Below are 24789 nucleotides of genomic sequence, written 5' to 3'. Positions count from 1 at the left end.
TGCTGCTTCAGGCCCCAGGGTCGGGCAGCTCCGGGCGGCCCGTCGCCAGCCGGTTTCCGATGTCCCGCAGCCCCGCGAGGTCGTGTACGTCGCCGGGCAGCGCGGCCACTTCGGCCACCGCCACCTCAGGGTGAAGCGCGGTGAAGCGGTCACGCGTGCGCTGCTCGCGGGAGAGCAGTTGCATACGGTCCGCGTGCAGCCTCAACAGGCCGGCGGTGAGCTGGTCGGGCTGTGCCGGGACCGGGTCCGTGGTGGCGGGGGAGCCTGCCGCTGCGGCTTCGGACGGGGCCTCGGTCGCTGGAGATTCTGAACTGCCGTACGTGTCGGGAGAGTTACGAAGTCCAGCTTTCCCGCCCTCCTGATCGACAATGCGGGACTCCTCAAGATTTTCCGCGGCGGCGAGCGCCCGCTCGGCCGACAGCCGGTCGGCGCCGCTGCCGTGGACACGGTTGAGCACCAGACCCGCGAGCGGCATGTCCTCGGCGGCCAGCCGCTGCACGAAGTACGCGGCCTCGCGCAGCGCGTCCCGCTCCGGCGCCGCGACCACCAGGAACGCCGTCCCGGGCGCCTGGAGCAGCTTGTACGTCGCGTCCGCGCGCGTACGGAAGCCGCCGAACATCGAGTCCATCGCGGCCACGAACGTCTGGACGTCCTTCAGCAGCTGACCTCCCAGCAGCTTGCCGAGCGCGCCGGTCATCATCGACATGCCGACGTTCAGGAACTTCATGCCGGCCCGGCCGCCGACCTTCGCCGGGGCGAGGAGGACCCGGATCAGCTTGCCGTCCAGGAAGGACCCGAGCCGCTTGGGGGCGTCCAGGAAGTCCAGGGCGGAGCGGGAGGGCGGGGTGTCGACGACGATCAGGTCCCACTCCTCCTTCGCCCGCAGCTGGCCGAGCTTTTCCATCGCCATGTACTCCTGCGTGCCCGCGAAGCCCGCCGAGAGCGACTGGTAGAAGGGGTTGCCCAGGATCGCGGCGGCCCGCTCGGGGTCCGCGTGCGCCTCGACGATCTCGTCGAAGGTGCGCTTCATGTCGAGCATCATCGCGTGCAGTTCGCCGTCGCCCTCGACGCCCTTCACCCGGCGCGGGGTGTTGTCGAGCGAGTCGATGCCCATGGACTGGGCGAGCCGGCGGGCGGGGTCGATGGTGAGGACCACGACCTTGCGGCCCCGCTCGGCGGCGCGCAGGCCGAGGGCCGCGGCGGTGGTGGTCTTGCCGACGCCACCGGAGCCGCAGCACACGATGATGCGGGTCTTGGGGTCGTCGAGGAGCGGGTCCACGTCCAGGTTGCGCGCGGGGGCCAGATGGTGGGTGCCTGCCTGGGCCCCTGTCTTCGTGCCTGCCTGTGCCCCTGTCTTCGTGCCCGACTGAGGCCCCGTCTTCGAGCCTGCCTGGGCGCCGGCTTCCGGGCTCATGTCATCCCCTGTTCTCGCAGCTCGGTGGCCAGTTCGTACAGCCCTGCCAGGTCCATTCCCTCGGTGAGCAGCGGCAGTTCGTGCAGCGGCAGATCCAGTTCGCCGAGGACCGCACGCTGTTCGTGCTCCAGCTCGTAGCGCTCGGCGTACTCCTCGGCCTGGTGCAGCAGCGGGTCCACGAGGCGCTCCGCGTGCCCGCCGCGCCGCGCGCCGCCGAGGCCGGCCGCCGACAGGGACTGCGCGATGGCCGTACGCGGTGTGGCCCGTACGAGTTCCAGCTCCGCCGGGTCCAACATCTGGGGGCGCACCATGTTCACGATGACCCGGCCCACGGGGAGGCGGGCCGCGCGCAGTTCGGCGATGCCGTCGGCGGTCTCCTGGACCGGCATCTCCTCCAGCAGCGTCACGAGGTGTACGGCCGTCTCCTTGGACTTCAGCACCCGCATCACGGCCTGGGCCTGGTTGTGTATCGGGCCGATCTTGGCCAGGCCCGCGACCTCGTCGTTGACGTTCAGGAAGCGGGTGACACGGCCCGTGGGCGGTGCGTCCATGACGACGTAGTCGTACACGAACCGTCCGCCCTTGTCCTTACGGCGTACGGCCTCGCAGGCCTTGCCGGTCAGGAGGACGTCTCTGAGGCCCGGCGCGACGGTGGTGGCGAAGTCGATGGCGCCGAGCTTCTTCAGCGCCCGGCCGGCGCCGCCCATCTTGTAGAACATCTGGAGGTAGTCCAGAAGGGCCAGTTCGGGGTCGATGGCGAGGGCGTACACCTCCCCGCCCCCCGGAGCGACGGCGATCTTCCGCTCCTCGTAGGGCAGCGCCTCCGTCTCGAAGAGCTGCGCGATGCCCTGCCTGCCCTCGACCTCGACGAGAAGCGTCCGCTTCCCCTCGGTGGCGAGGGCGAGCGCGAGGGCGGCGGCGACCGTGGTCTTTCCGGTCCCGCCCTTGCCGCTGACGACCTGAAGCCTGCTCACGTCTTCGAGCCTAACCAGTCGGCCGCCGGATCACGCCGGAGGCTGTGGACAACGTGTGCGCGAGGCCTCGTACGGCAGCGGCTAAAGTCGGCCACATGACCAAGTGGGAATACGCAACTGTGCCGCTGCTCGTCCACGCCACGAAGCAGATCCTGGACACCTGGGGCGAGGACGGCTGGGAGCTCGTCCAGGTCGTGCCCGGGCCGAACAACCCCGAGCAGCTGGTGGCCTACCTGAAGCGCGCGAAGCAGGAGAAGCAGGCGTGAGCGCGGTGGAGGCCCGGTTGGCCGAGCTGGGTCTGACGCTGCCGGAGGTCGTGCCGCCGCTGGCCGCGTATCAGCCGGCCGTGCAGTCGGGTGTGTACGTCTACACCTCCGGCCAGCTCCCGATGGTGGAGGGCAAGCTTCCGGTCACCGGCAAGGTGGGCGCGGAGGTCACGCCGGAGGAGGCGAAGGAACTCGCCCGCACCTGTGCCCTGAACGCCCTCGCCGCGGTCAAGTCCGTGGCCGGTGACCTGGACCGCATTGCGCGTGTGGTGAAGGTCGTGGGCTTCGTGGCGTCGGCCTCGGACTTCACGGGTCAGCCGGCTGTGGTGAACGGCGCGAGCGAGCTTCTCGGTGAGGTCCTCGGCGACAAGGGCGTCCACGCGCGCAGCGCGGTCGGCGTCGCGGTGCTCCCGCTGGACGCGCCGGTCGAGGTCGAGGTGCAGGTGGAGCTCACGAGCGCGTGACACCCGCGGTGCCTGGCGGCTCGGGCGGGGGTGCGCGTAGCGGGCGGCCCCCGCCGTAGGCGCCCGCGGCTCCGCAGTCGTACGGTCGCGGAGGCTCCCGGCTACGGCTCCGGCGGCGCCCCGCACAGCCCGCTGACCTCACCACAGGCAGGTGCGGTACAAGCTGCGGCCCTCACGACAGGCAGGCGCGGCGCAGGCCGCCGCCCTCATCACAGGTACGCGCGGTACGAGCCGCCGCCCTCACCACAGGCACGCGCCATGCAAGCCGCCGCCCTCACCTCAGGCACCTCTCGAACATCCGCGCGCCCCGAGATAGCCTCCCGACATGGCGAACGGTCAGTGGTATCCCCCGGAGTGGCCCGACCGCATCCGCGCGCTCGCGGACGGTGCCCTCACCCCGGTGACGCCGAAGCGCGCCGCCACGGTCATGCTGCTCAGGGACACCGACAGCGGGCCCGCCGTTCACATGTTGCGCAGAAGGGCCTCCATGGCCTTCGCGGGTGGGGCGTACGCCTATCCCGGTGGCGGGGTCGATCCCCGTGACGACGAGCGGCACGTCCGCTGGGCGGGCCCCACGCGCGCGTGGTGGGCCGAGCGGCTCGGCGTGGACGAGGCGGGCGCGCAGGCCATCGTGTGCGCCGCCGTGCGGGAGACGTACGAAGAGGCCGGTGTCCTCCTCGCCGGTCCCGCGCCCGACTCCGTCGTCGGCGATACCACCGGCCCCGACTGGGAGGCCGACCGCGCCGCCCTCGTCGCCCGCGATCTCTCCTTCGCCGAGTTCCTCGACCGCCGAGGCCTCGTCCTGCGCTCCGATCTGCTCGGCGCCTGGACCCGCTGGATCACCCCGGAGTTCGAGTCCCGCCGCTACGACACCTGGTTCTTCGTCGCCGCCCTCCCGGAGGGCCAGCGCACGCGCAACGCCTCCACGGAAGCCGATCGCACGGTGTGGACCGGGCCCGGCGAAGCGGCTCGGTCGTACGACCGCGGCGAGCTGCTGATGATGCCGCCCACCATCGCCACCCTGCGCCAGCTCGCCCCTTACGGCACGGCCGCCGAGGCGCTCGCCGCCGCCCCCGCGCGGGACATGACGCCCGTGCTGGCGGAGGCACGCCTGGAGGGCGGCGAGATCGTGCTGTCCTGGCCGGGGCACGACGAGTTCACCAAGCACATCCCGACCACACCGACCGGTGGAGCCCCCGCATGACGGACGCAAGCACTCTTCCCGGCCAGCCGCGGGGCGGGATTCTCTCGGGCCCGGCCACCCCGCGCGCGGTGAACGTCCTCGCGCCCAACGCCTCCGCGATGACCCTCGACGGCACGAACACCTGGATCCTGTCCGAGCCGGACTCCGCGCTCGCCGTCGTGGTCGACCCCGGTCCGCTCGACGAGGGCCATCTGCGGCACGTCGTCGACACCGCCGAGCAGGCCGGCAAGCGCGTCGCCCTCACCCTGCTGACGCACGGCCACCCCGACCACGCCGAGGGCGCCGCCCGCTTCGCGGAGCTCACCGGCACCAAGGTGCGCGCCCTGGACCCCGCGCTGCGGCTCGGCGACGAGGGGCTCGGGGCGGGAGACGTCGTGCGCGTGGGCGGTCTCGAGCTTCGGGTCGTGCCCACGCCCGGCCACACCGCCGACTCCCTGTGCTTCCATCTCCCGGCCGACCGGGCCGTGCTGACCGGTGACACCGTCCTGGGGCGCGGAACGACCGTCGTGGCCCACCCTGACGGCCGTCTCGGCGACTACCTCGACTCCCTGCGGCGGCTGCGCTCCCTCACGGTCGACGACGGTGTCCACACCGTGCTGCCGGGACACGGGCCGGTCCTCGACGACGCCCAGGGCGCCGTCGAGTTCTACCTCGCCCACCGCGCCCACCGCCTCGCCCAGGTCGAGACGGCGGTCGAGGACGGCTACGGGACGCCGGAACAGGTCGTCGCCCATGTGTACGCCGACGTGGACCGCTCCCTGTGGCCCGCGGCGGAGCTGTCGGTGCGGGCCCAGATGGACTATCTCTCCGAGCACGGGCTCATCTAGGCCGGTTCACGGGCTCACCGGCTCATCCAGGCGGGCTCACCGGCTCATCTAGGCGGGCCCACCGGCTCATCTAGGCGGGCTCCCAGGGGCGCGGCGTTTTCACGCCGTGCACGCGCGCGTACTCCTCGGCGAGCCAAGGGCCCAGGTCGTCGACGTACGACCGCAGGACCGCCGCGTCACCGCTCGGCTCGTACCCGAGAACGGCCGCCGCGCGCATCGCGTCCGCGCGCTCCGGGTAGTACGACGCGAACGCCTCCGCCATCTCGTGCAGATCGCTCGTCCAGCCGTTCCAGCGGGGCATGACCAGCGTGAAACCGGTGCGGACCAGGTGGCGGGACATGAACCGCACGAGCGGCCTGCGGGCCTCCTCAGAGTCGGCCGCGCCGGCGATCCGCTCGCGCCAGCGGGGCAGCAGGCGGCCGAGTTCGCCGTTGGTCTCCCTCGCGAGCAGGGAGTCGGGGCGGTAGCGCGGGAGGTACTCGGCCAGGTCCTCGCCGAGGAGGGGCGTACAGAGGCAGGACACGAACCAGCCCATGTCGTACCGTTCCAGCTCGCTCAGCACCTGCGCGCGGCTGTGCAGCAGCGTGCCGACCCCGTCGATCTGCCGGAACTCCTTGTCCAGCGCCTCACCGAGGACCCGGGCGTCCTCCTGGTCCCCGTCGGTCGGTTCCTCCCGCAGCACGACGAGCAGATCGAGATCGCTGCGCCCCACGCGCGCGGTGCCGCGCGGAATCGAGCCGTACAGGTACGCGCTGTGCAGCCGCGCCCCGAACACAGCCAGCAGCCTGTCCCGCGCGGCGGCGACGACCGGACGGAAGTCGTGGGCGACACGCGCGAGTGATCCCTCCCGCTCGATGTACCCCTGGGCGTCGAGTCCCCTGCGGTGATCCGTACCGGCCATGAGTTCACTGTGCCCGGGCACCGACCCCGAGGCAGGTGATTTACGGCGGCGGCGCGAGCGGGCTGCGCCGAACGTGGCACCGCCCGCCGGTGTCGTCCGCCGGTGCCGCCGGTCGGGACCGTGCTTCAGGGCGGCCGGACACGCACGAAGGGCCCCACCCTGCGGCGGGGCCCTTCGTAGGGGCTGTGCGGGCTAGCGGGAGCTAGCGGGAGCGCTTCGCGAGGCGTTCCACGTCCAGCAGGATCACCGCGCGGGCCTCCAGGCGGAGCCAGCCGCGCTGGGCGAAGTCGGCCAGGGCCTTGTTGACCGTCTCGCGGGACGCGCCGACCAGCTGGGCCAGCTCCTCCTGCGTGAGGTCGTGGACCACGTGGATGCCCTCCTCCGACTGCACGCCGAAGCGGCGGGAGAGGTCCAGCAGCGCGCGTGCCACACGGCCGGGGACGTCCGAGAAGACCAGGTCGGACATCGCGTCGTTGGTGCGGCGCAGCCGTCGGGCGACGGCACGCAGCAGCGCGGTGGCCACCTCGGGGCGGGCGTTCAGCCAGGGCTGGAGGTCGCCGTGGCCGAGGCCCAGCAGCTTGACCTCGGTCAGCGCGGTGGCGGTCGCCGTGCGCGGGCCCGGGTCGAACAGCGACAGCTCGCCGATCAGCTCGCCGGGGCCGACGACGGCGAGCATGTTCTCGCGGCCGTCGGGGGAGGTGCGGTGGAGCTTGACCTTGCCCTCGGTGACGACGTAGAGCCGGTCACCGGGGTCGCCCTCGTGGAAGAGGGAGTCCCCGCGCGCGAGGGTCACCTCACTCATGGAGGCGCGCAGCTCCGCGGACTGCTCGTCGTCGAGAGCCGCGAAGAGCGGGTTGCGCCGCAGAACGTCGTCCACGAGTTCTCTCCTTGTCGACCTGCTCAGGGGATCTTGCTCCCCCTTGGTACCAGGGGACCGTGTTCCCCATCTTGCCGGACGGTCCAAACAGTGTGATCTGTCACAAGGATGCCGCACAGGTGTCCCGAGGTAAGCGGCAGGGGTCCAATTGGGGGCTGATCTTCAGGGCCCGGGGCGGATGTCGGTGCCGGGCTTTAGGCTGGCCGGGTGTCCAAATCGCCGGTGAGAGCACAGGCCAAGGGGGCTGGGCGGGTGGTTGTACGTCGTGATTCCGCTGTGGGCGAACAGGACCCCGGTGGCGGAAGGAAACCGGCAAAAGCGGCAACGAAGGCTGCCGTGGCGAAGAAGGCGGTCACGGCGGGGAAGGGCGTCGCCGCGAAGAAGGCTGCCGTGAAGCCGAAGACGGCCGCTGCGGTGAAGCCGAAGACGGCCGCTGCCGTGAAGCCGAAGAAGGCCGCCGTCAAGCCTCCGAGGGCCGAGTCCCGCACCGCCCTCGTCCGCCGGGCCCGCCGGATCAACCGCGAGCTCGCGGAGGTCTACCCGTACGCCCACCCCGAACTGGACTTCGAGAACCCCTTCCAGCTCCTGGTCGCCACGGTCCTGTCCGCCCAGACCACCGACCTGCGCGTGAACCAGACGACACCGGCGCTCTTCGCCAAGTACCCCACCCCCGAGGACCTGGCCGCCGCCAACCCGGAGGAAGTCGAGGAGATCCTGCGCCCGACCGGGTTCTTCCGGGCCAAGACCAAGTCGGTCATAGGGCTGTCCAAGGGCCTGGCGGAGCTGTTCGGCGGCGAGGTGCCGGGCCGCCTCGAGGACCTGGTCAAGCTGCCCGGCGTCGGCCGGAAGACCGCCTTCGTGGTGCTCGGCAACGCCTTCGGGCGGCCGGGGATCACCGTGGACACCCACTTCCAGCGGCTCGTACGGCGCTGGCGGTGGACCGAGCAGACCGACCCCGACAAGATCGAGGCCGAGATCGGCGCGCTGTTCCCGAAGAGCGAGTGGACGGACCTCTCGCACCACGTCATCTGGCACGGCCGCCGTATCTGCCACGCCCGCAAGCCGGCCTGCGGCGCCTGCCCCATCGCCCCGCTGTGCCCCGCGTACGGCGAGGGCGAGACGGACCCGGAGAAGGCGAAGAAGCTGCTCAAGTACGAGAAGGGCGGCTTCCCGGGCCAGCGTCTGAAGCCGCCGCAGTCCTACCTGGACGCGGGTGGCCGGGCGGCACCGCCGCTGGGGGCCGGATGACGAGCCGTACGGAGGAGGCCCCGGGAGGCCTTCGGGGAGCGTCTCAGGGGCGATCTCAGGGGCGATCTCAGGGCCCGGTCCAGGAACGATCTCGCCGTGCGTGGGCGTTGGAATCGGCAGGACGACGGGGGGTGCGATGACACGCGCGAGCGAGACACAGGGCGGGCCGGTGGCGCTGAGCAAGGAAGGACTGCCCGCCTGGCTGGACCCGGTGGTGCGAGCGGTGGAGACCGTCGAGCCGCTGCAGCTGAGCCGTTTCCTGCCGCCGGCGAACGGCGCGGGACGGCAGTCCGCGGTCCTGATCCTCTTCGGTGAGGGTGAGCACGGCCCCGAGCTGCTGCTGATGGAGCGGGCCAGCTCCCTGCGCTCGCACGCGGGCCAGCCCTCCTTCCCCGGTGGAGCCCTCGACCCCGAGGACGGCGACCCGAAGGCCGACGGGCCGCTGCGGGCCGCTCTCCGCGAGGCCGAGGAGGAGACCGGGCTCGATCCGGCCGGCGTCCAGCTCTTCGGCGTCCTGCCCCGGCTGTACATCCCGGTCAGCGGCTTCGTGGTCACCCCCGTCCTCGGCTGGTGGCGCGAGCCGACCCCGGTCGGGGTCGTCGATCCGAACGAGACGGCCCGGGTCTTCACGGTCCCCGTGGCGGATCTCACGGACCCCGCCAACCGCGCCACCGCCGTCCACCCCAGCGGCCACCGAGGTCCGGCATTCCTGGTCGAATCGGCCCTCGTCTGGGGCTTCACCGCCGGGATCATCGACCGGTTGCTGCACTTCGCGGGCTGGGAGCGGCCCTGGGACAGGGAGAAGCAGGTCCCGCTCGACTGGCGGTCATGACAGGCTGGGCGCCGTGTTCTGTAATCCGGGGGGCCGGGAAGTGACGAGGCGAGGCTTGAAGCGGTGAACGTGCTGGACATCCTGCTGCTGGTCGCGGCGGTGTGGTTCGCCATCGTCGGCTACCGGCAGGGCTTCGTCGTCGGCATCCTGTCGGTGATCGGCTTCCTCGGGGGCGGCCTCGTCGCCGTCTACCTGCTCCCCGTGCTCTGGGACGCCCTGACGGACAACTCCGAGGTGAGCACGACGGCCGTGGTCGTCGCCGTGGTCGTGGTCATCGTCTGCGCCTCCGTCGGGCAGGCCCTGACCACCCACCTCGGCAACAAGCTGCGTCGCTACATCACCTGGTCCCCGGCCCGCGCCCTGGACGCCACCGGCGGCGCCCTGGTCAACGTCGTCGCGATGCTCCTGGTCGCCTGGCTGATCGGCTCGGCGCTGGCCGGCACCACCCTGCCCACGCTCGGCAAGGAGGTCCGCAACTCCAAGGTGCTGCTCGGCGTGTCCCGGGCGCTGCCCGCGCAGGCCGACACCTGGTTCGCCGACTTCTCCTCGGTCCTCGCGCAGAACGGCTTCCCGCAGGTCTTCAGCCCGTTCTCCAACGAGCCCATCACCGACGTACAGCCCCCCGACCCGGCGCTCGCCAACAGCGCCGTGGCCACGCGCGCGAAGCGATCCATCGTCAAGGTCGTGGGCACCGCCGACAGTTGCGGCAAGGTCCTGGAGGGCACCGGCTTCGTCTTCGCCGACCGCCGGGTGATGACCAACGCCCATGTGGTGGGCGGCGTCGACGAACCCACCGTCCAGATAGGCGGAGAGGGCCGCAAGTACGACGCGCAGGTCGTGCTGTACGACTGGAAGCGCGACATCGCCGTGCTCGACGTGCCGGATCTGGACGCGCCCGCGCTGCAGTTCACCGCCGACGACGCCCGCAGCGGCGACGACGCGATCATCGCCGGCTTCCCGGAGAACGGCGCGTACGACGTCCGCTCCGCCCGCGTCCGCGGCCGCATCCCGGCCAACGGCCCGGACATCTACCACCGCGGCACCGTGCACCGCGACGTGTACTCGCTGTACGCGACCGTCCGCCAGGGCAACTCCGGCGGCCCGCTGCTCACGCCCGAGGGCAAGGTGTACGGCGTGGTCTTCGCCAAGTCCCTCGACGACGCCGACACCGGCTACGCGCTCACCGCGGACGAGATCCAGGAGGACATCGCCGCCGGACGCAGCGCGAACCAGCAGGTGGACAGCGACAGCTGCGCGCTGTAGCCCTCAAAGGTCGGCGGGGTCGGCGGGGTCGGCCGCGACGGGTCGCAGGCGGGCCCGGCGGGGTCAGCCGCGGGGGTGGCGCAGGCGTACCGAGACCCAGCGGGCCCGGCGGCGCAGGATGCGCGGAATGCCCACCCGGAGGTCGGTGCCCGCCATCTGCGGTGCGGCGCCTCCCTGGTGGGGGCTCAGGGCGTTGCCCGAGCGTCGGTTGCGTGCTGCGTCACTGTAGTCGTGCGTCCAGCCCATACCCCGACGTGTGCCCCTGCCCCAAGGTCGATAACCGCCCCCAGGGCCCCCAATTGGCCTATGCGCCGGGCAATTGGCTGTTCGTAGTACAGATGTTCAGATCCGCATACCGGGCGCGTCGGAACGATCACCGATCGGGTTCGGGATCCTTCAGCCAATTGACCAGTTCGGCCGAGAAAGCGACCGGATCCTCTTCGTGGGGGAAGTGGCCGAGTCCGTCGAACAGGCGCCAGCGGTAGGGGGCTTCGACGTACTCGCCGGAGCCGGCCGCGCTGCGGGTGCGCATCACGGGGTCGAGGGAGCCGTGCAGATGCAGGGTCGGCACCCGGACGGGCCGCTTCATCCGGCGGTTGAACTGGATGCCGTCGGGACGGGCCAGCGAGCGGACCATCCAGCGGTAGGGCTCGATCGAGCAGTGCGCGGTGGAGGGGATGCACATCGCGCGGCGGTACGTGTCCACCGCGTCGTCCTCCGGCAGCCGCGGGCCCGACCAGTCCCGGACCAGCCGGCCCACCAGCGCCCCGTCCTCGGCGGTGAGCTGGCGCTCCGGGATCCAGGGGCGCTGGAACCCCCAGATGTAGGAACCGGCGGTCGTCTGCTTGACGTCCGAGAGCATTGCCGAGCGCCAGCGCCGCGGATGCGGCATGGACGCGACCGCGAGCCGCCGTACGAGCTTCGGGCGCATCACGGCCGCCGTCCACGCCAGATAGCCGCCCAGGTCGTGCCCGACAAGAGCGGCGTCCGGCTCGCCGAGGGAGCGGATCACGCCGGTGATGTCGAGCGCCAGGTTCGCCGGGTCGTAACCGCGCGGGGTGCGGTCGCTGCCGCCGACACCCCGCAGGTCCATGGCGACGGCCCGGAACCCGGCGTCGGCCAGCGCCGGCAGCTGGTGCCGCCAGGTCCACCAGAACTGCGGGAAGCCGTGCAGGAGCAGGACCAGCGGCCCGTCACCCATCTCGGCGATGTGGAAGCGCGCGCCGTTGGCGGCCACGTCCCGATGGGTCCAGGGACCGTCGAGTCGTACGACCGAGGCGGGTTGCGCCGTAGGGGTGGGGGCCGGGTCCGTCATGACGTCGAGCGTGCCACAGCCTCGATGGCGGCGGGCGACCGGTCCTCCAGGGCCGGCGCCGGGCGCGGGTGCGGCTTCGCCTTCTGCAGGACGCCCGCGGTCTCCTTCATCGACGCGGCGACCTTCTGCGGGCCCTGGCTCTTCTTGGCCTTCTTCGCGAAGACCACACCGATGAGGGCGAGCACGCCGGCGATGAGGACGTTCGCCGCGAACGACAGCAGGAAGCAGATCGCGAGATTCCAGTCGCTCCAGGTCCGAATGCCGTACGCCAGGGCGAAGTTGAGCATCGGCAGGGAGAACACCAGCACCCCGCCGGCCACCATGAACGCGCCGCCACTGGTGGCGCCGCGCTTGACGTCCTGCTTCAGCTGGGCCTTGGCCAGCGCGATCTCGTCATGCACCAGCGCCGACATCTCGGTCGTCGCCGAGGCGAACAGCTGGCCGATGCTGCGTTCGGCGCCGACCGGGCTGCCGTCGGGTGCGCTCATCGCGTTCTCCCTCTTCTGACCATGTGGGTGAGACTCGTCTTTTGTACCGTCCCGTCAGATCATGCCCGACGGTCGTTGTCCTCGCCTGCCCCGCCCGTCACTTCGGCAAGCCGTTCCCGCTCGGCGGCCTTCAGCGCGGCGAGCCGGCGGTGCTCGGCGGCCTTGCGGTCGTGGATGGCGGCCATCCGCAGGTGGTATTCCGGGTCGTCCTGCTCGTAGATGTCCGGGATGCCGGACAGATCCTCGTCCAGCTCCTCCGCCTCCACCATCCGGCGGTACCGGGCGTTCCTTATCTTCAGCAGCACGGTCGCCAGTGCGGCCGCGATCAGGGAGCCCACCAGGACCGCCGCCTTGACCTCCTTCGTCATCGCCGCGTCGTCCTCGAAGGCGAGCTCGCCGATGAGCAGCGAGACGGTGAAGCCGATCCCGGCCAGCGTCGCCACGGCGAACACGTCGGCCCAGGCGAGGTCGTCGCTGAGCGAGGCCTTCGTGAACCGTGCGGTCAGCCAGGTGCCGCCGAAGATGCCGACCGCCTTGCCGATCACGAGTCCGAGGACGACGCCCAGGGTCTCCGGTTGCGTGAACACGTCGCCGAGCGCCTTGCCGGAGATGGCGACACCGGCGCTGAACAGCGCGAACAGGGGCACCGCAAGCCCTGCGGAGAGCGGCCGGACCAGGTGCTCGATGTGCTCGCCGGGGGAGTGCTGCTCGCCCTCGCGCCGGGTGCAGCGCAGCATCAGGCCCATGGCGACACCGGCGATGGTGGCATGGACGCCGCTGTTGTACATCAGCGCCCAGATCACGAGCGCCAGGGGGACGTACACGTACCAGCCGCGCACCCCCTTGCGCAGCAGCAGCCAGAAGACGGCGAGGCCGAGGAAGGCGCCGCCGAGTGCGGCGAAGTTCAGGCTCTCCGTGAAGAAGACCGCGATGATCAGGATCGCGAAGAGGTCGTCGACGACCGCGAGGGTGAGCAGGAAGGCGCGCAGCGCGCTCGGCAGGGAGGTGCCGATGACGGCGAGCACGGCGAGCGCGAAGGCGATGTCGGTGGCCGTGGGCACGGCCCACCCGTCCATGGAGCCGCCGCCGCTGAGGTTGGTGAGCGCGTAGACGAGGGCCGGTACGGCCATTCCGCACAGCGCGGCCACCACCGGCAGGACGGCGGCCTTGGGGTCCCGCAGATCACCGGCGACCAGCTCGCGCTTGAGCTCGATACCGGCGACGAAGAAGAAGATCGCGAGCAGCCCGTCGGCGGCCCAGTGCGCGACCGACAGATCCAGGCCCAGCGCCTCGGGGCCGAAGTGGTAGTGGCTGACGCTGTCGTAGCTGTCGCTCAGCGAGGGAACATTCGCCCAGACCAGTGCGGCGACGGCGGCGATGAGCAGCAGCACACCGCCGACGGTCTCGGTCCGCAGCGCATCCGCGACGAAGGTCCGCTCCGGCAGGGTCAGCCGGTCGAGGATCTTGCGGGGGGTGCTGGGCGCGGACACGGGGACCTCCGGTGGTTGGGCAGCACAAACACTTGCCGACCAGACTTCCCGGCGCACCTTTTGTGGAATTGCGTTTTGTTTAGCCTATCTAACGTACGGCGGGGGCGCACACGCGGGATCCCGCCCGGGCACGGGAAAACGCCCGGCACGGTGCGTGCCGGGCGTCTCCGTCGTGACGGCCGTCAGTCCTCGCTCGGTGCCGCCGGGAGCTTGGCCTGGATGAGCTGCATGACGCTGCTGTCGGTCAGGGTGGTGACGTCACCCAGCTCGCGGTTCTCCGCGATGTCCCGCAGCAGTCGGCGCATGATCTTGCCGGAGCGGGTCTTGGGCAGCTCCGCCACCGGCAGGATCCGCTTCGGCTTGGCGATCGGGCCGAGGGTGGCGCCCACGTGGTCGCGCAGCTCCGCCACCAGGCCCTCGGTCTCCGCCGCCGTACCCCTGAGGATCACGAAGGCGACGATCGCCTGGCCCGTGGTCTCGTCCGCCGCGCCCACCACGGCCGCCTCGGCGACCGACGGGTGGGAGACCAGGGCCGACTCGACCTCGGTGGTGGAGATGTTGTGCCCGGAGACGAGCATGACGTCGTCGACGCGGCCGAGCAGCCAGATGTCGCCGTCGTCGTCCTTCTTCGCGCCGTCACCGGCGAAGTACTTGCCCTCGAACCGCGACCAGTAGGTGTCGAGGAAGCGCTGGTCGTCGCCCCAGATGGTGCGCAGCATCGACGGCCACGGCTCGGTCAGCACCAGATAGCCACCGCCGCCGTTCGGCACCTCGTTCGCCTCGTCGTCGACGACCGTCGCGGAGATGCCGGGCAGCGGGGTCTGCGCCGAGCCGGGCTTGGTCTGGGTGACGCCCGGCAGCGGCGAGATCATCATCGCGCCGGTCTCGGTCTGCCACCAGGTGTCCACGATGGGGGTGCGGTCGCCGCCGATGTGCTTGCGGTACCAGATCCACGCCTCGGGGTTGATCGGCTCACCGACCGACCCGAGCACCCGCAGGCTGCTCAGGTCGAACTTCGCGGGGATGTCGTCGCCCCACTTCATGAACGTACGGATGGCGGTGGGCGCCGTGTACAGGATCGTCACCCCGTACTTCTGCACGATCTCCCAGAACCGGCCCTGGTGCGGGGTGTCCGGGGTGCCCTCGTACATCACCTGGGTGGCGCCGTTGGCCAGTGGCCCGTACACGATGTACGAGTGCCCGGTGACCCAGCCGACGTCGGCCGTGCACCAGTAGACGTCGGTTGCCGGCTTGAGGTCGAAGACGGCGTGGTGGGTGTACGACGCCTGGGTGAGGTAGCCGCCGGAGGTGTGCAGGATGCCCTTCGGCTTACCCGTGGTGCCCGAGGTGTAGAGGATGAACAGCGGCTGCTCGGCGTTGAACGCCTCCGGCTCGTGCTCGGCGGACTGCCGGTCCACGACCTCGTGCCACCACACGTCCCGGCTGTCGTCCCAGGCGACCTCCTGGCCGGTGCGCCGGACCACGAGGACGTGCTCGACGTTGCCCGCCTTGGAGACCGCCTCGTCGACGGCCGGCTTCAGCGCGGACGGCTTGCCGCGCCGGTAGCCGCCGTCGGAGGTGATGACGACACGTGCGTCGGCGTCCTGGATGCGGGTCGCGAGCGCGTCGGCGGAGAAGCCGCCGAAGACGACCGAGTGAGCGGCGCCGATCCGGGCGCACGCGAGCATCGCGACCGCCGTCTCGGGGATCATCGGCATGTAGACGGCGACCCGGTCGCCCTGCCGCACACCGAGCTCCAGCAGGGCGTTCGCTGCCTTGGAGACCTCGTCCTTGAGCTGGGCGTAGGTGATCGCGCGGCTGTCGCCGGGCTCGCCCTCGAAGTGGATGGCGACCCGGTCCCCGAGCCCGGCCTCGACATGCCGGTCCACGCAGTTGTACGCGACGTTGAGCTCGCCGTCCTTGAACCACTTCGCGAACGGCGGGTTCGACCAGTCCAGCGTCTGTGTCGGCTCCTTGGCCCAGGTCAGCCGACGGGCCTGCTCGGCCCAGAAGCCGAGCCTGTCAGCCTTGGCCCGCTCGTACGCCTCCGCGGTGACGTTGGCGTGCTCGGCCAGGTCAGCGGGCGGCGCGAAGCGTCGCTCCTCCTTCAAGAGGTTGGCCAGGCTTTCGTTGCTCACGACATCTCCCTTTCCCAGGGTGTCCGTTGTGTCCCAGGCCACAGCTCATCAGACCCGGGGGCCCGATGACAAGGGCCGACGGGAAATTGGTTTAGACCTGTGTGCGGCCCTGTCCACGGCCGTTGTCCGGCAGTCGGCGTCACCCGTACCCACGGACGCTGACCAGGCGGAGTTCAGCCGCTGTAACGCCTTTCACACTCCGGCCCCGGCTCCCGCCGCTCAGGCGGACAGGTCCGCCGCCCGCACATGATCGAACACCCGGTCCTCGTCCGACCCGGCGAGCAGATACGCCTGTGCCTCGCCCACGTGGAAGTACATCCCGTGCAGCTCCAGCATCCCGTCCCGCAGTGCCTGGGACACCGACTCATGGGCCCGCAGATGTTCCAGCTGCTGAACCACATTGGTCAGGCACAACTGCTCGACCGCGTCGGCCGGCTCCCGCCCCGCCAGCCGCGCCCCCGGGCCCTCGCCCTCGGCCATGCGCTCCAGACTCGGCAGCCCATGCCGCAGCCACCGCTTGAGCGGGGTCCGCGCGCCGCCGGGCTCGGAGTTCAGCAGCGCCTGCATCGCCCCGCACCCGGAGTGCCCGCACACCGTGATGGAGCGCACCTTCAGCACCTCCACCGCGTACTCGATCGCGGCCGCCACCGAGTCGTCCCCGCTCTCCTCGCCGGGAAGCGGCACGAGGTTGCCCACATTGCGCACCACGAACAGGTCTCCCGGACCACTGGAGGTGATCATCGAGGTGACCAGGCGCGAGTCGGCGCAGGTGAGGAACAGCTGGGAGGGCCGCTGCCCCTCTCGCGCCAGCCGGGCCAGCTCACCGCGCACCAGCGGAGCGGTGTGGCGCTGGAACGCGCTGATGCCACGCGCCAGTTCATGCCCGCTCGGGCCATGGCCGGCCCCGGGCGCGTCCGCCGCGACGTCACCGCTGGGCGCGTCCGGTCCCGCACCGGACGAGGGCGCCGGGTCCGGGCGCTCGCACTGGTGGTTGCGCCAGGGCGTCCAGGGACGGCAGCGGCAACCGGTGGAGGCGGCCAGGTCGGCGGCGCCCGCCTCGGTGTGCGAGGTGGTGGGGACCCCGGGCTCGGCGATCCGCAACCCCGCTCGGCGGCCCGTGAGCTCGACGGAACCACCCTGCGCGGTGTGCGTGTTCTGCCAGTCCTGGAGCGTCTCGTACGCCGCGTGATCCATGAAGGACCCGTCCAATTCCACGACGGCCCGGACTCCTTGGGGGACGAGGTGCAGGGCGCGGCTGAGTCGCGGCACGGCGAGGAAGGTCAACTGGCCTCGGACGTGTACGTGATGGACTCCTTCCTTCTCCTCATGGGTGATGCGGGTGCGGGCGAGCCGGTTCAGGGAGACGGCGACGGCCACGGCGATCCCCAGCGTCACGCCCTCCAGGACGCCGAAGAAGACCACGCCGGCGGTGGTGACGGCGTAGACCAGCACTTCCCGGTGTCGGGTCACCGTGCGGATGTGGTGCAGGGACACCATCTGGATGCCGACGGCCATCACCAGGGCGGCGAGCGAGGCGAGCGGGATGAGCTCCAGGAGCGGGACCATCAGCAGCGTGGCGACTACTACGAGAACGCCGTGCAGCATCGTGGAGTTCCGGCTCACGGCACCGGCGTGCACATTCGCCGTACTTCTCACCGCGACCCCCGCCACGGGCAGTCCGCCGAGGCCGCCGGAGACGATGTTGGCGGCGCCCTGTCCGAGCAGTTCGCGGTCGAGGTCGGAGCGGCCGACACGGGCGGGCAGTCCGGGACGGGCGGCGACCATCTTGTCGGTGGCGACCGCGCCGAGCAGGGACTGCACACTGCACACCAGGGTGGTGGTCAGCACGGCGGCCACGAGGCCGAGCACCGGGCCCTCGGGGAGTCCGGCCAGGGCGTGACTGCTCCAGGACGGCAGGTCGACCTTGGGCAGCTGAAGTCCGGCGAGCGAGGCGGTCGCGGTCGCGCCGGCGACGGCGACAAGGGCGGCCGGGATCTTGCGCAGCAGCCGTCCGGCCCGGCCGGGGAGGCGTGGCCAGAGCAACAGCAGCGCGAGGGTGAGGGCGCTCACCGACACGGCGGCCGGATGCAGATCGGCCAACTGGGCGGGCAGGGCGAGCAGGTTGTCGGGGACGGAGCTCTGGGGAGTGCCGCCGAGGACGATGTGCAGCTGGGCGACGGCGATGGTGACGCCGATGCCCGCGAGCATGCCGTGCACGATGGCGGGGCTGACGGCGAGCGCGGTGCGCGCCACGCGCAGGCAGCCCAGGCCCAGTTGGGCGAGTCCGGCGAGGACGGTGATGGCGCAGGTGGTGCGCCAGCCGTAGCGCTGGATGAGGTCGGCGGTGACCACCGTGAGACCGGCGGCGGGGCCGCTGACCTGGAGCGCGGAGCCGCCGAGCCGGCCGACGACGAGCCCGCCCACGGCGGCGGCCACGAGCCCGGCCTGGAGGGGCGCGCCGGTGGCGAGCGCGATGCCGAGGGACAGCGGCAGGGCGATCAGGAAGACCGCGATCGACGCGGAGACGTCGGCGCCGGCGATGCGGAACCGGCGGGGACGGGTGGGCGGCGGACTGTGCGGCTCGTGGTCGCGCTCGGTCCGAGTGGGGTCGGTGGTACGTGTGGGGACGCAGGCTGACATGGTTTCCCGTCTCCTCCGGGGCAGCGCGGTCGCGGATCTGGTGGTCCCCCGTGGGAAGCGGGGGCGGGTCGCGGCCGTGGGTCACGGCGTGCAGCGGCGGGATGAATCAACGCTCGGTAAACGGATCGTAATGCAGAGTAAAGGGAGAGCATAGACTTTCCGGGCAAATGGTCGAATAGCTCACCCAGAAGAGTGAAGTGGCCTTTTTGTCGGCTTGTCGTACTAATTCCTTCTTGGCCTCGTGCGACTTTGGCGGCGCTGTCGGCGCTTTCCGGCGTATCAGCGGAAAACGCCCTATCCGCGTTGGCCTGAGAGAAGGAAGTAGGTGGGCGGAACATGGCCGCCACCCAGAGGATCGCCGCGGGCGCCGTGGTCGCCGCGGTCTGTGCCGCATCACTCGCCGGCTGCTCGATCGGCAGCGACGCCTCCCGGGCCGGGGTTTCCGGCCCGCAGAAGGAGAAGCCGGCCCAGGGCCCGCCCAAGAGCGTGGTCCGGCTGATCGGCGACGGTTCGACCGCTTACACCGGGGCCCAGCCGCACCTGCCCAGAGCCGAGCGGCTGAAGCCCGGTCAGAAGCCGCCGCAGTTCGTGGTGTTCTCCTGGGACGGCGCGGGCGAGGACGGCCAGCGGCTGTTCTCCCACTTCCGCAAGGTCGCCAAGGCCAACAACGCGACCATGACGTACTTCCTGAGCGGCGTGTACATGCTCCCCGAGCACAAGCGCGACCTGTACCGGCCGCCGCAGCACTCGCCCGGCCGCTCCGACATCGGCTTCAACGACGAGCAGGGCATCGCCGACACCGTGGAGCAGCTGCGCGGCGCGTGGCTGGAGGGCAACGAGATCGGCACCCACTTCAACGGCCACTTCTGCGGCAAGGGCGGCGGCGTCGGCGAGTGGTCCGTCGAGGAGTGGAAGGACGAGATCGCCCAGGCGAAGCAGTTCGTGAAGTCCTGGAAGACCAACACCGGGATGAAGACCGCCTCGCCGCTGCCCTTCGACTACGACAAGGAGCTCATCGGCGCCCGCACGCCCTGCCTCGAGGGCCAGAAGAACTTCATGCAGGCCGCCCGCGAGCTGGGGTTCCGCTACGACACCAGCGGGGTCAACGACCAGGTCTGGCCGAAGAAGAAGGACGGCCTGTGGGATCTGTCGATGCAGCTCGTGCCGTTCCCCGGGCGCACCTTCGAGCAGCTGACCATGGACTACAACTTCATGGTCAACCAGTCCGGCACCACCAGCCAGGGTGACCCCGACAAGTACGAGTTCTGGGGCAACCAGATGCGCGACGGCCTGCTCCAGGGCTTCCAGCGTGCCTACGACGGCAACCGCGCGCCCCTGATCATCGGCAACCACTTCGAGTCCTGGAACGGCGGCACCTACATGCGTGCCGTCGAGGACGTCATCGAGGGCGTGTGCACCAAGCCCGAGGTGCGCTGCGTCTCCTTCCGTCAGCTCGCCGACTGGCTGGACGCCCAGGACCCCGACGTGCTGGCCAGGCTCACCACCCTGAAGGTCGGCGAGGCCCCGAGGCGGGGCTGGGAGTCCTTCCTCTCGGACCGCCCCGCCCCGGCCCCGAAGGGCGTGCCCGGGGCGCCGGCGGCCCGGCAGTAGCTCCGGCTCAGGCGGGAGCGGCGACGCTCTCGCCGAGTACGAAGGACGGGTCGACCTGCGCGGCCAGGTCGGCCCCCGTCCGCTCGTTCCCCCACGACTGGGCGTTCTTCAGGTGGAAGTGCACCATCTGGCGCGTGTAGCGCTCCCAGTCGCGCCCTTCGTACGTCGCGTCCGCCGCCTCCCGCAACCGGTGCAGGGCGCGGCGGTTGACGTCCTCCAGGAGGTCGAACCGGGGCGGGCGGCCCTTCTCCATGGAGCGCACCCAGTCCGAGTGCCCCACCGTGACGAGCAGGTCGTCGCCCACTTCCGCGCGCAGGAAGTCGAGGTCCTCCTGACCGTGCACCTTGTTGCCGACGACCTTCAGCTCGACGCCGAAGTCACGGGCGTACTCCTTGTACTGGCGATAGACGGAGACCCCCTTCCGGGTCGGCTCGGCGACGAGGAACGTGATGTCGAAGCGGGTGAACATGCCGGAGGCGAAGGAGTCGGAGCCGGCGGTCATGTCCACCACGACGTACTCGCCCGGCCCGTCCACCAGGTGGTTCAGGCACAGCTCCACCGCTCCGGTCTTGGAGTGGTAGCAGGCGACCCCCAGGTCGGCGTCGGTGAAGGGGCCGGTGACCATCAAACGGACGGCGCCGCCGTCGAGTTCCACCGGCCGTGCGCAGGCGTCGTAGACCGGATTGGGCTCGCACACCCGCAGCAGCCGTGAGCCCTCGCCGGGCGGGGTCGTCTTGATCATTGTCTCGGCGGACGCGATCCGCGGGTTCGAGCCGCGCAGATAGTCCTTGATCAGCCGGAGCCGGTCGCCCATCGCGGGCAGCGCGGCCGCCGCGGAGTCGTCCAGGCCCAGCGCGGCACCCAGGTGCTGGTTGATGTCGGCGTCGATCGCGACCACCGGTGCCCCGGCCGCCGCGAGATGCCGGATGAACAGGGAGGACAGGGTCGTCTTGCCGCTGCCGCCCTTCCCGACGAAAGCAATTTTCATGTTCAGTAAGGGTAGTGCCGGGGCGGCGGCGCAGGACGGATTCGCGTGAAGAACGCCACTCGATCGTGGGGTCCGGCCGCCGGATGCGTAATGTCGTACTCATGAGTACGACAGGCGCGACCGCCGATCCGCTCGCCGCCCTGGGTGCGCTGCCCGGTGTGGCCGAGTCCGTGGAGTCCGTGCGCAAGGCCGTGGACCGGGTCTACGGACACCGGATCATGCGCCGCCGCAGCAACGAGATCACCTCCGAGGCGGCGCTGCGCGGCGCCCGCGGCTCGGCGGCGCTGTCCGGAGCCGACTGGGCGCTGGAGGAGGTGCGCCGGCGCACCGACTTCAGCGGTGACGACGAGGCGCGCGTCATGGGCGCCGCCCTGCGGCTGACCGCCGAGGCGGGCCAACTGCTGTCCATCTGGCGCCAGTCGCCGCTGCGGGTGCTGGCCCGGCTGCACCTGGTGGCGGCGGCGACCAACGGCCCGGAGGTCGGACGGCCGCGTCAGGCGGGCGAGCCGGTCGACGAGCCGCTGGTGGAGCTGCCGCCGCCGAGCGCCGAGGAGGTCCACGGCCGGCTGGACGGACTGTCCGAGCTGATCATCGCGGGCGGCTCGGCCCCGGCGCTGGTGACCGCCGCCGTCGTGCACGGTGAGCTGCTGGCGCTGCGCCCCTTCACCTCCCACAACGGCCTCGTCGCGCGGGCGGCCGAGCGGATCGTGCTGGTGGGCAGCGGCCTCGACCCGAAGTCCGTGTGCCCCTCCGAGGTCGGTTACGCCGAACTCGGCGCCGCCGCCTATCTCGCGGCGCTCGACGGCTATGTCTCCGGCACCGCCGAGGGCATGGCCGCCTGGATCGCCCACTGCGGCAAGGCGGTCGAGCTGGGTGCGCGCGAGTCGACGGCGGTGTGCGAGGCGCTGCAGCGCGGGGCCGCGTAAGGCCCCCCGGAAAAGGGTTGCGGCGGTACGAGGATTCGTACCGCCGCTGGCATGTTCACCTGGTTACCAAGCGTCCTCGATATGTTGCCCATCAGGCCGGGGACTTTGCCCGTCACCTGGTGCGGCTGGCCCGTAATCGACGGGTCGACGTCGCGTGGGTGCCCGGTGTTCATGCTCGGTCCGTGGGGCCAATTGCGTTTTTAAGGTGATCCTCTCGGATGTCCTTGGTCTCGCGGGCCGTTGACTCCTTTCTACTCCGACTCCGGAGCAAGCGGAAGTCCTGGCTGCGGTTCTTTACTTTTGGGCCCAAACCTGAGCCAAACGGGCACCGGTCGGTCGGGCGGTTCCACAGGCCGGTGTCGACGCAGGTCAGGCCATTGCCGTACGGCGCCTGCTGGCGTACCAGACGAGCCCCGCGGTGGCCGCCGCGGCTCCTATGGCCGCCGCCGCGACGAGCGCCGGACGGGCCGGGACGGAGAGCGCGGGCAGCCGCTGCTTGAGCCGTACCGGGCGGTGGAAGTCGAGAATCGGCCACCCGCGCGCGAGTGCCTCGCGGCGCAGCGCCCGGTCCGGGTTCACGGCATGCGGATGACCGACGGACTGAAGCATCGGCAGGTCGGTCGCCGAGTCGCTGTAGGCGTAGCACCGGGAGAGGTCGTACCCCTCGGACTCGGCCAGCTCCCTGATGGCTTCCGCTTTCGTCGGGCCGTAGGCGTAGTACTCCACCTCCCCGGTGAAGCAGCCGTCGTCCCCCACGACCATCCGGGTGGCCACCACGCGGTCGGCGCCGAGCAGTTCGCCGATCGGCTCGACGACCTCGGCGCCCGACGTGGACACGATCACGACGTCGCGCCCTGCCGTGTGGTGCTCCTCGATGAGGGAGGCGGCCTCGTCGTAGATGATCGGGTCGATCAGGCCGTGCAGGGTCTCGGCGACGATCTCCTTGACCTGCTGGACGTTCCAGCCTCGGACGAGCGCGGAGAGGTACTCGCGCGTGCGCTCCATCTGGTCATGGTCCATACCGCCCACCCGGAAGACGAACTGGGCGTAGGCGGTCCGCAAGGCGGCCCTGCGGTTGATCAGTCCGCCTTGGTAGAAGGACTTGCTGAACGTGAGCGTGCTCGACTTCGCAATGACCGTCTTGTCCAGGTCAAAGAAGGCCGCTGTGCGGGGCAAGGAGTGGTTTTCCACGACCCCGAGCATAGGCGCAGCCCATTCGGCGTAAGGTGGGGCGCGTGGGTTTGCCTGAGAGGGCTCTCGGGTACACCATGGAAGTCACGGATCGTTCGCGACCGTGCTAACCCGGTCCGACTCCTCCCCCCCCGAGTCGGCCGTGGGGACGACCCCCGCTCTCCCCCCCGGCGGGGGTCGTCGCATGTCCGGACGGGTTTTCACTCTTCTTACGCGGCCGCAGGGCCGTATCGAGACGGCTGCGGCCGTCCTTTAGCCATGCCCAGGATTCGTCACTGTGCGTAGTCGTCTTGCTGCTCTGCGGAAGCCGTGCGGCGGCCGGTGCGAGGTCCGTGCGGGGCCCGTACGAGGCCCGTACTGGGGTCACCGGTATGGGTGACAGCGATATTCACAACCACTGAGTTGTCCACAGTTATCGACCAAGATCCACACGATTTCCGGCATCGCTGCACCGTGATTCCAACGCGTCCCGCCGGAGCCGACTTCATGGCCGGTTGCGGTTAGTCGGGCGTGTTTGGCCGGTTCGTATCGGCCGCTCCTATGGAGACCGGTCGCCGGTTCTTCACACGTTCGGGAATCGCGGGGCCGCACGGGCCGCGCGAGAGAAGCAGCGAAGGGGGAGAGAAGTGGCCGCAGCCGTCACAAAGGAACCACCGCCCGCCGCCTCCGGCCGGCCGGGCGCACCACTGATCGTCACCGAGGACGCCGATCTGCTGGACGACCTGCTGCGCCTGTGCGCGGCGGCGGGCGCCACGCCCGAGGTCCATCACGGCGTCCCGGAGACGCACGGAAACTGGGAGGCCGCGCCGCTCGTCCTGGTCGGCGACGACGCCGCACGCCGGGTGCGCGGAGCCGCCCGCAGAGGCGGGGTGGTGCTGGTCGGCCGGGACCAGGACGACTCCGGGGTATGGCGGCGGGCCGTCGAGATCGGCGCCGACCATGTCCTGATGCTCCCCGACGGGGAGCAGTGGCTGGTCGACCGGATCGCCGACGTCGCCGAGGGCGTGGGCAGGCCCGCCCTCACCGTCGGAGTCATCGGCGGGCGGGGCGGCGCGGGGGCGTCCACGCTCGCGTGCGCCCTCGCCGTCACCTCCGCGCGGGAGGGGCTGCGCACCCTGCTCGTGGACGCCGATCCCCTGGGCGGCGGACTCGACGTACTCCTCGGCGGCGAGACCGCCGAGGGGCTGCGCTGGCCGGCTTTCGCTGCCTCGCGCGGGCGGGTCGGCGGCGGCGCCCTGGAGGAGTCGCTGCCCGAGCTCCACTCCCTGCGGGTGCTCAGCTGGGACCGCGGGGACTGTGTCGCCGTCCCGCCGCAGGCCGTTCGGGCGGTGCTGGCCGCCGCCCGGCGCCGGGGCGGCACGGTCGTGGTGGACCTGCCGCGCCGGATCGACGACGGCGTCGCCGAGGCGCTCGCCCAGCTCGACCTCGGCCTCCTCGTCGTCCCCGGCGAACTGCGCGCCGTCGCGGCGGCCGGGCGGGTGGCCTCCGCGGTCGGGATGGTGCTCGGGGATCTGCGGGTGGCGGTGCGCGGACCGTACGCCCCCGGCCTCGACGACCGCGAGGTGGCCCGGCTCCTCGGCCTTCCGCTGGCCGGAGAGGTACCGGTCGAGGCCGGCCTGCGCCGCGCGCACGACAGCAGGACACCACCCGCCGCGGCGGGCCGGGGCCCACTGGCGCGCTTCTGCCGGGAGTTCTGGGAGCGGGCGTTGGTGGAGGCGGGTGCGGCGTGAGT

At 71.2% G+C, this 24789-nt stretch carries 22 protein-coding genes; 10 read left to right on the top strand and 12 right to left on the bottom strand.

Annotation, left to right across the window (positions count from 1 at the left end; all coding sequences use genetic code 11):
• Positions 1-7: 7 nt before the first annotated feature.
• Complete coding sequence (bagB, locus tag AC068Z_RS09720) at positions 8-1414, bottom strand: ATPase BagB (protein ID WP_478554042.1); 1407 nt, start codon at positions 1412-1414, stop codon at positions 8-10.
• Positions 1411-2388 carry an ATPase BagA gene (gene bagA / locus AC068Z_RS09715; protein ID WP_478554040.1) on the bottom strand — a complete coding sequence of 326 codons (978 nt, stop codon included), beginning with the start codon at positions 2386-2388 and terminating at the stop codon, positions 1411-1413. Before bagA ends, bagB begins: the two co-directional genes overlap by 4 nt.
• 95 nt (positions 2389-2483) lie before the next feature.
• On the opposite strand from bagA, the gene AC068Z_RS09710 reads away from it, so the two are divergent.
• The 4 genes from AC068Z_RS09710 (at position 2484) to AC068Z_RS09695 (ending at position 5149) form a co-directional block, all read left to right on the top strand.
• The gene (locus tag AC068Z_RS09710; protein ID WP_478554039.1) at positions 2484-2654 is read left to right on the top strand and encodes a DUF4177 domain-containing protein; all 171 of its coding nucleotides are present in this window, start codon (positions 2484-2486) and stop codon (positions 2652-2654) included.
• Positions 2651-3118, top strand: a complete 468-nt coding sequence (locus AC068Z_RS09705; protein ID WP_478554038.1) for a RidA family protein — start codon at positions 2651-2653, stop codon at positions 3116-3118. Before AC068Z_RS09710 ends, AC068Z_RS09705 begins: the two co-directional genes overlap by 4 nt.
• Positions 3119-3443: 325 nt before the next feature.
• Positions 3444-4322 carry an NUDIX hydrolase gene (locus tag AC068Z_RS09700; protein WP_478554037.1) on the top strand — a complete coding sequence of 293 codons (879 nt, stop codon included), beginning with the start codon at positions 3444-3446 and terminating at the stop codon, positions 4320-4322.
• Positions 4319-5149 (top strand): MBL fold metallo-hydrolase, encoded by an 831-nt coding sequence (locus AC068Z_RS09695; protein ID WP_478554035.1) that lies wholly within the window; start codon positions 4319-4321, stop codon positions 5147-5149. The genes AC068Z_RS09700 and AC068Z_RS09695 overlap by 4 nt, the downstream gene beginning before the upstream one ends.
• Before the next feature lie 70 nt (positions 5150-5219).
• On the opposite strand, the gene AC068Z_RS09690 is transcribed toward AC068Z_RS09695, so the two are convergent.
• Both AC068Z_RS09690 and AC068Z_RS09685 read right to left on the bottom strand, forming a co-directional pair.
• Positions 5220-6050: a nucleotidyltransferase domain-containing protein gene (locus tag AC068Z_RS09690; RefSeq protein WP_478554033.1), complete on the bottom strand. Its 831-nt coding sequence runs from the start codon at positions 6048-6050 to the stop codon at positions 5220-5222.
• A 202-nt stretch (positions 6051-6252) separates the two neighbouring features.
• Positions 6253-6927 carry a Crp/Fnr family transcriptional regulator gene (locus AC068Z_RS09685; protein ID WP_015658871.1) on the bottom strand — a complete coding sequence of 225 codons (675 nt, stop codon included), beginning with the start codon at positions 6925-6927 and terminating at the stop codon, positions 6253-6255.
• Positions 6928-7203: 276 nt separating this feature from the next.
• On the opposite strand from AC068Z_RS09685, the gene nth reads away from it, so the two are divergent.
• The 3 genes from nth (at position 7204) to AC068Z_RS09670 (ending at position 10270) form a co-directional block, all read left to right on the top strand.
• On the top strand, positions 7204-8175 hold the full coding sequence (gene nth, locus AC068Z_RS09680; protein WP_478554028.1) for an endonuclease III: 972 nt from the start codon (positions 7204-7206) through the stop codon (positions 8173-8175).
• Positions 8176-8311: 136 nt separating this feature from the next.
• A complete protein-coding gene (locus tag AC068Z_RS09675; protein ID WP_478554026.1) occupies positions 8312-9007 on the top strand; it encodes an NUDIX hydrolase in 696 nt (231 codons plus the stop codon).
• A 63-nt stretch (positions 9008-9070) separates the two neighbouring features.
• Positions 9071-10270, top strand: a complete 1200-nt coding sequence (locus tag AC068Z_RS09670) for a MarP family serine protease (RefSeq protein ID WP_478554024.1) — start codon at positions 9071-9073, stop codon at positions 10268-10270.
• Between the two features lie 63 nt (positions 10271-10333).
• Here the strand turns inward: AC068Z_RS09670 and AC068Z_RS09665 are convergent, their stop codons facing one another.
• The 6 genes from AC068Z_RS09665 to AC068Z_RS09640 all read right to left on the bottom strand — a co-directional run bounded on the left by AC068Z_RS09665 (position 10334) and on the right by AC068Z_RS09640 (position 18341).
• Positions 10334-10516 (bottom strand): hypothetical protein, encoded by a 183-nt coding sequence (locus AC068Z_RS09665; protein ID WP_451722759.1) that lies wholly within the window; start codon positions 10514-10516, stop codon positions 10334-10336.
• Positions 10517-10643: 127 nt separating this feature from the next.
• Positions 10644-11585: an alpha/beta fold hydrolase gene (locus AC068Z_RS09660; RefSeq protein WP_478554021.1), complete on the bottom strand. Its 942-nt coding sequence runs from the start codon at positions 11583-11585 to the stop codon at positions 10644-10646.
• Entirely contained in the window at positions 11582-12073 is a 492-nt protein-coding gene (locus AC068Z_RS09655; RefSeq protein WP_478554019.1) for a phage holin family protein, read from the bottom strand. The genes AC068Z_RS09660 and AC068Z_RS09655 overlap by 4 nt, the downstream gene beginning before the upstream one ends.
• 59 nt (positions 12074-12132) lie before the next feature.
• Entirely contained in the window at positions 12133-13563 is a 1431-nt protein-coding gene (nhaA, locus tag AC068Z_RS09650) for a Na+/H+ antiporter NhaA (RefSeq protein ID WP_478554017.1), read from the bottom strand.
• 182 nt (positions 13564-13745) lie between these two features.
• Positions 13746-15701: an acetate--CoA ligase gene (gene acs, locus AC068Z_RS09645; RefSeq protein WP_478554015.1), complete on the bottom strand. Its 1956-nt coding sequence runs from the start codon at positions 15699-15701 to the stop codon at positions 13746-13748.
• Positions 15702-15920: 219 nt separating this feature from the next.
• On the bottom strand, positions 15921-18341 hold the full coding sequence (locus AC068Z_RS09640) for a bifunctional SulP family inorganic anion transporter/carbonic anhydrase (protein WP_478554013.1): 2421 nt from the start codon (positions 18339-18341) through the stop codon (positions 15921-15923).
• A 336-nt stretch (positions 18342-18677) separates the two neighbouring features.
• On the opposite strand from AC068Z_RS09640, the gene AC068Z_RS09635 reads away from it, so the two are divergent.
• The gene (locus AC068Z_RS09635; RefSeq protein WP_478554011.1) at positions 18678-19952 is read left to right on the top strand and encodes a polysaccharide deacetylase family protein; all 1275 of its coding nucleotides are present in this window, start codon (positions 18678-18680) and stop codon (positions 19950-19952) included.
• A 7-nt stretch (positions 19953-19959) separates the two neighbouring features.
• On the opposite strand, the gene AC068Z_RS09630 is transcribed toward AC068Z_RS09635, so the two are convergent.
• On the bottom strand, positions 19960-20940 hold the full coding sequence (locus AC068Z_RS09630; RefSeq protein ID WP_478554009.1) for an ATP-binding protein: 981 nt from the start codon (positions 20938-20940) through the stop codon (positions 19960-19962).
• 101 nt (positions 20941-21041) lie between these two features.
• On the opposite strand from AC068Z_RS09630, the gene AC068Z_RS09625 reads away from it, so the two are divergent.
• Positions 21042-21866, top strand: coding sequence for a Fic family protein (locus tag AC068Z_RS09625; protein ID WP_478554007.1), 825 nt, complete (start codon positions 21042-21044; stop codon positions 21864-21866).
• 369 nt (positions 21867-22235) lie between these two features.
• Here AC068Z_RS09625 and AC068Z_RS09620 read toward each other — a convergent pair whose 3' ends face one another.
• The gene (locus AC068Z_RS09620; RefSeq protein ID WP_478554005.1) at positions 22236-23069 is read right to left on the bottom strand and encodes an HAD family hydrolase; all 834 of its coding nucleotides are present in this window, start codon (positions 23067-23069) and stop codon (positions 22236-22238) included.
• Between the two features lie 614 nt (positions 23070-23683).
• On the opposite strand from AC068Z_RS09620, the gene ssd reads away from it, so the two are divergent.
• Entirely contained in the window at positions 23684-24787 is a 1104-nt protein-coding gene (ssd, locus tag AC068Z_RS09615) for a septum site-determining protein Ssd (protein ID WP_478554004.1), read from the top strand.
• Positions 24788-24789 lie beyond the last annotated feature (2 nt).

The organism is Streptomyces sp. NPDC043726, assembly GCF_056436565.1.
This window is presented reverse-complemented; position numbering and strand designations above follow the sequence as displayed.

What these genes read in the sequence shown, in the direction of transcription:
- bagB (WP_478554042.1), bottom strand. Translation starts at nt 1,414, where the DNA reads ATGAGCCCGGAAGCCGGCGCCCAGGCAGGCTCGAAGACGGGGCCTCAG.
- AC068Z_RS09710 (WP_478554039.1), top strand. Translation starts at nt 2,484, where the DNA reads ATGACCAAGTGGGAATACGCAACTGTGCCGCTGCTCGTCCACGCCACG.
- AC068Z_RS09700 (WP_478554037.1), top strand. Translation starts at nt 3,444, where the DNA reads ATGGCGAACGGTCAGTGGTATCCCCCGGAGTGGCCCGACCGCATCCGC.
- AC068Z_RS09695 (WP_478554035.1), top strand. Translation starts at nt 4,319, where the DNA reads ATGACGGACGCAAGCACTCTTCCCGGCCAGCCGCGGGGCGGGATTCTC.
- AC068Z_RS09690 (WP_478554033.1), bottom strand. Translation starts at nt 6,050, where the DNA reads ATGGCCGGTACGGATCACCGCAGGGGACTCGACGCCCAGGGGTACATC.
- AC068Z_RS09675 (WP_478554026.1), top strand. Translation starts at nt 8,312, where the DNA reads ATGACACGCGCGAGCGAGACACAGGGCGGGCCGGTGGCGCTGAGCAAG.
- AC068Z_RS09665 (WP_451722759.1), bottom strand. Translation starts at nt 10,516, where the DNA reads ATGGGCTGGACGCACGACTACAGTGACGCAGCACGCAACCGACGCTCG.
- AC068Z_RS09660 (WP_478554021.1), bottom strand. Translation starts at nt 11,585, where the DNA reads ATGACGGACCCGGCCCCCACCCCTACGGCGCAACCCGCCTCGGTCGTA.
- AC068Z_RS09655 (WP_478554019.1), bottom strand. Translation starts at nt 12,073, where the DNA reads ATGAGCGCACCCGACGGCAGCCCGGTCGGCGCCGAACGCAGCATCGGC.
- AC068Z_RS09640 (WP_478554013.1), bottom strand. Translation starts at nt 18,341, where the DNA reads ATGTCAGCCTGCGTCCCCACACGTACCACCGACCCCACTCGGACCGAG.
- AC068Z_RS09635 (WP_478554011.1), top strand. Translation starts at nt 18,678, where the DNA reads ATGGCCGCCACCCAGAGGATCGCCGCGGGCGCCGTGGTCGCCGCGGTC.
- AC068Z_RS09630 (WP_478554009.1), bottom strand. Translation starts at nt 20,940, where the DNA reads ATGAAAATTGCTTTCGTCGGGAAGGGCGGCAGCGGCAAGACGACCCTG.
- AC068Z_RS09625 (WP_478554007.1), top strand. Translation starts at nt 21,042, where the DNA reads ATGAGTACGACAGGCGCGACCGCCGATCCGCTCGCCGCCCTGGGTGCG.
- AC068Z_RS09620 (WP_478554005.1), bottom strand. Translation starts at nt 23,069, where the DNA reads ATGCTCGGGGTCGTGGAAAACCACTCCTTGCCCCGCACAGCGGCCTTC.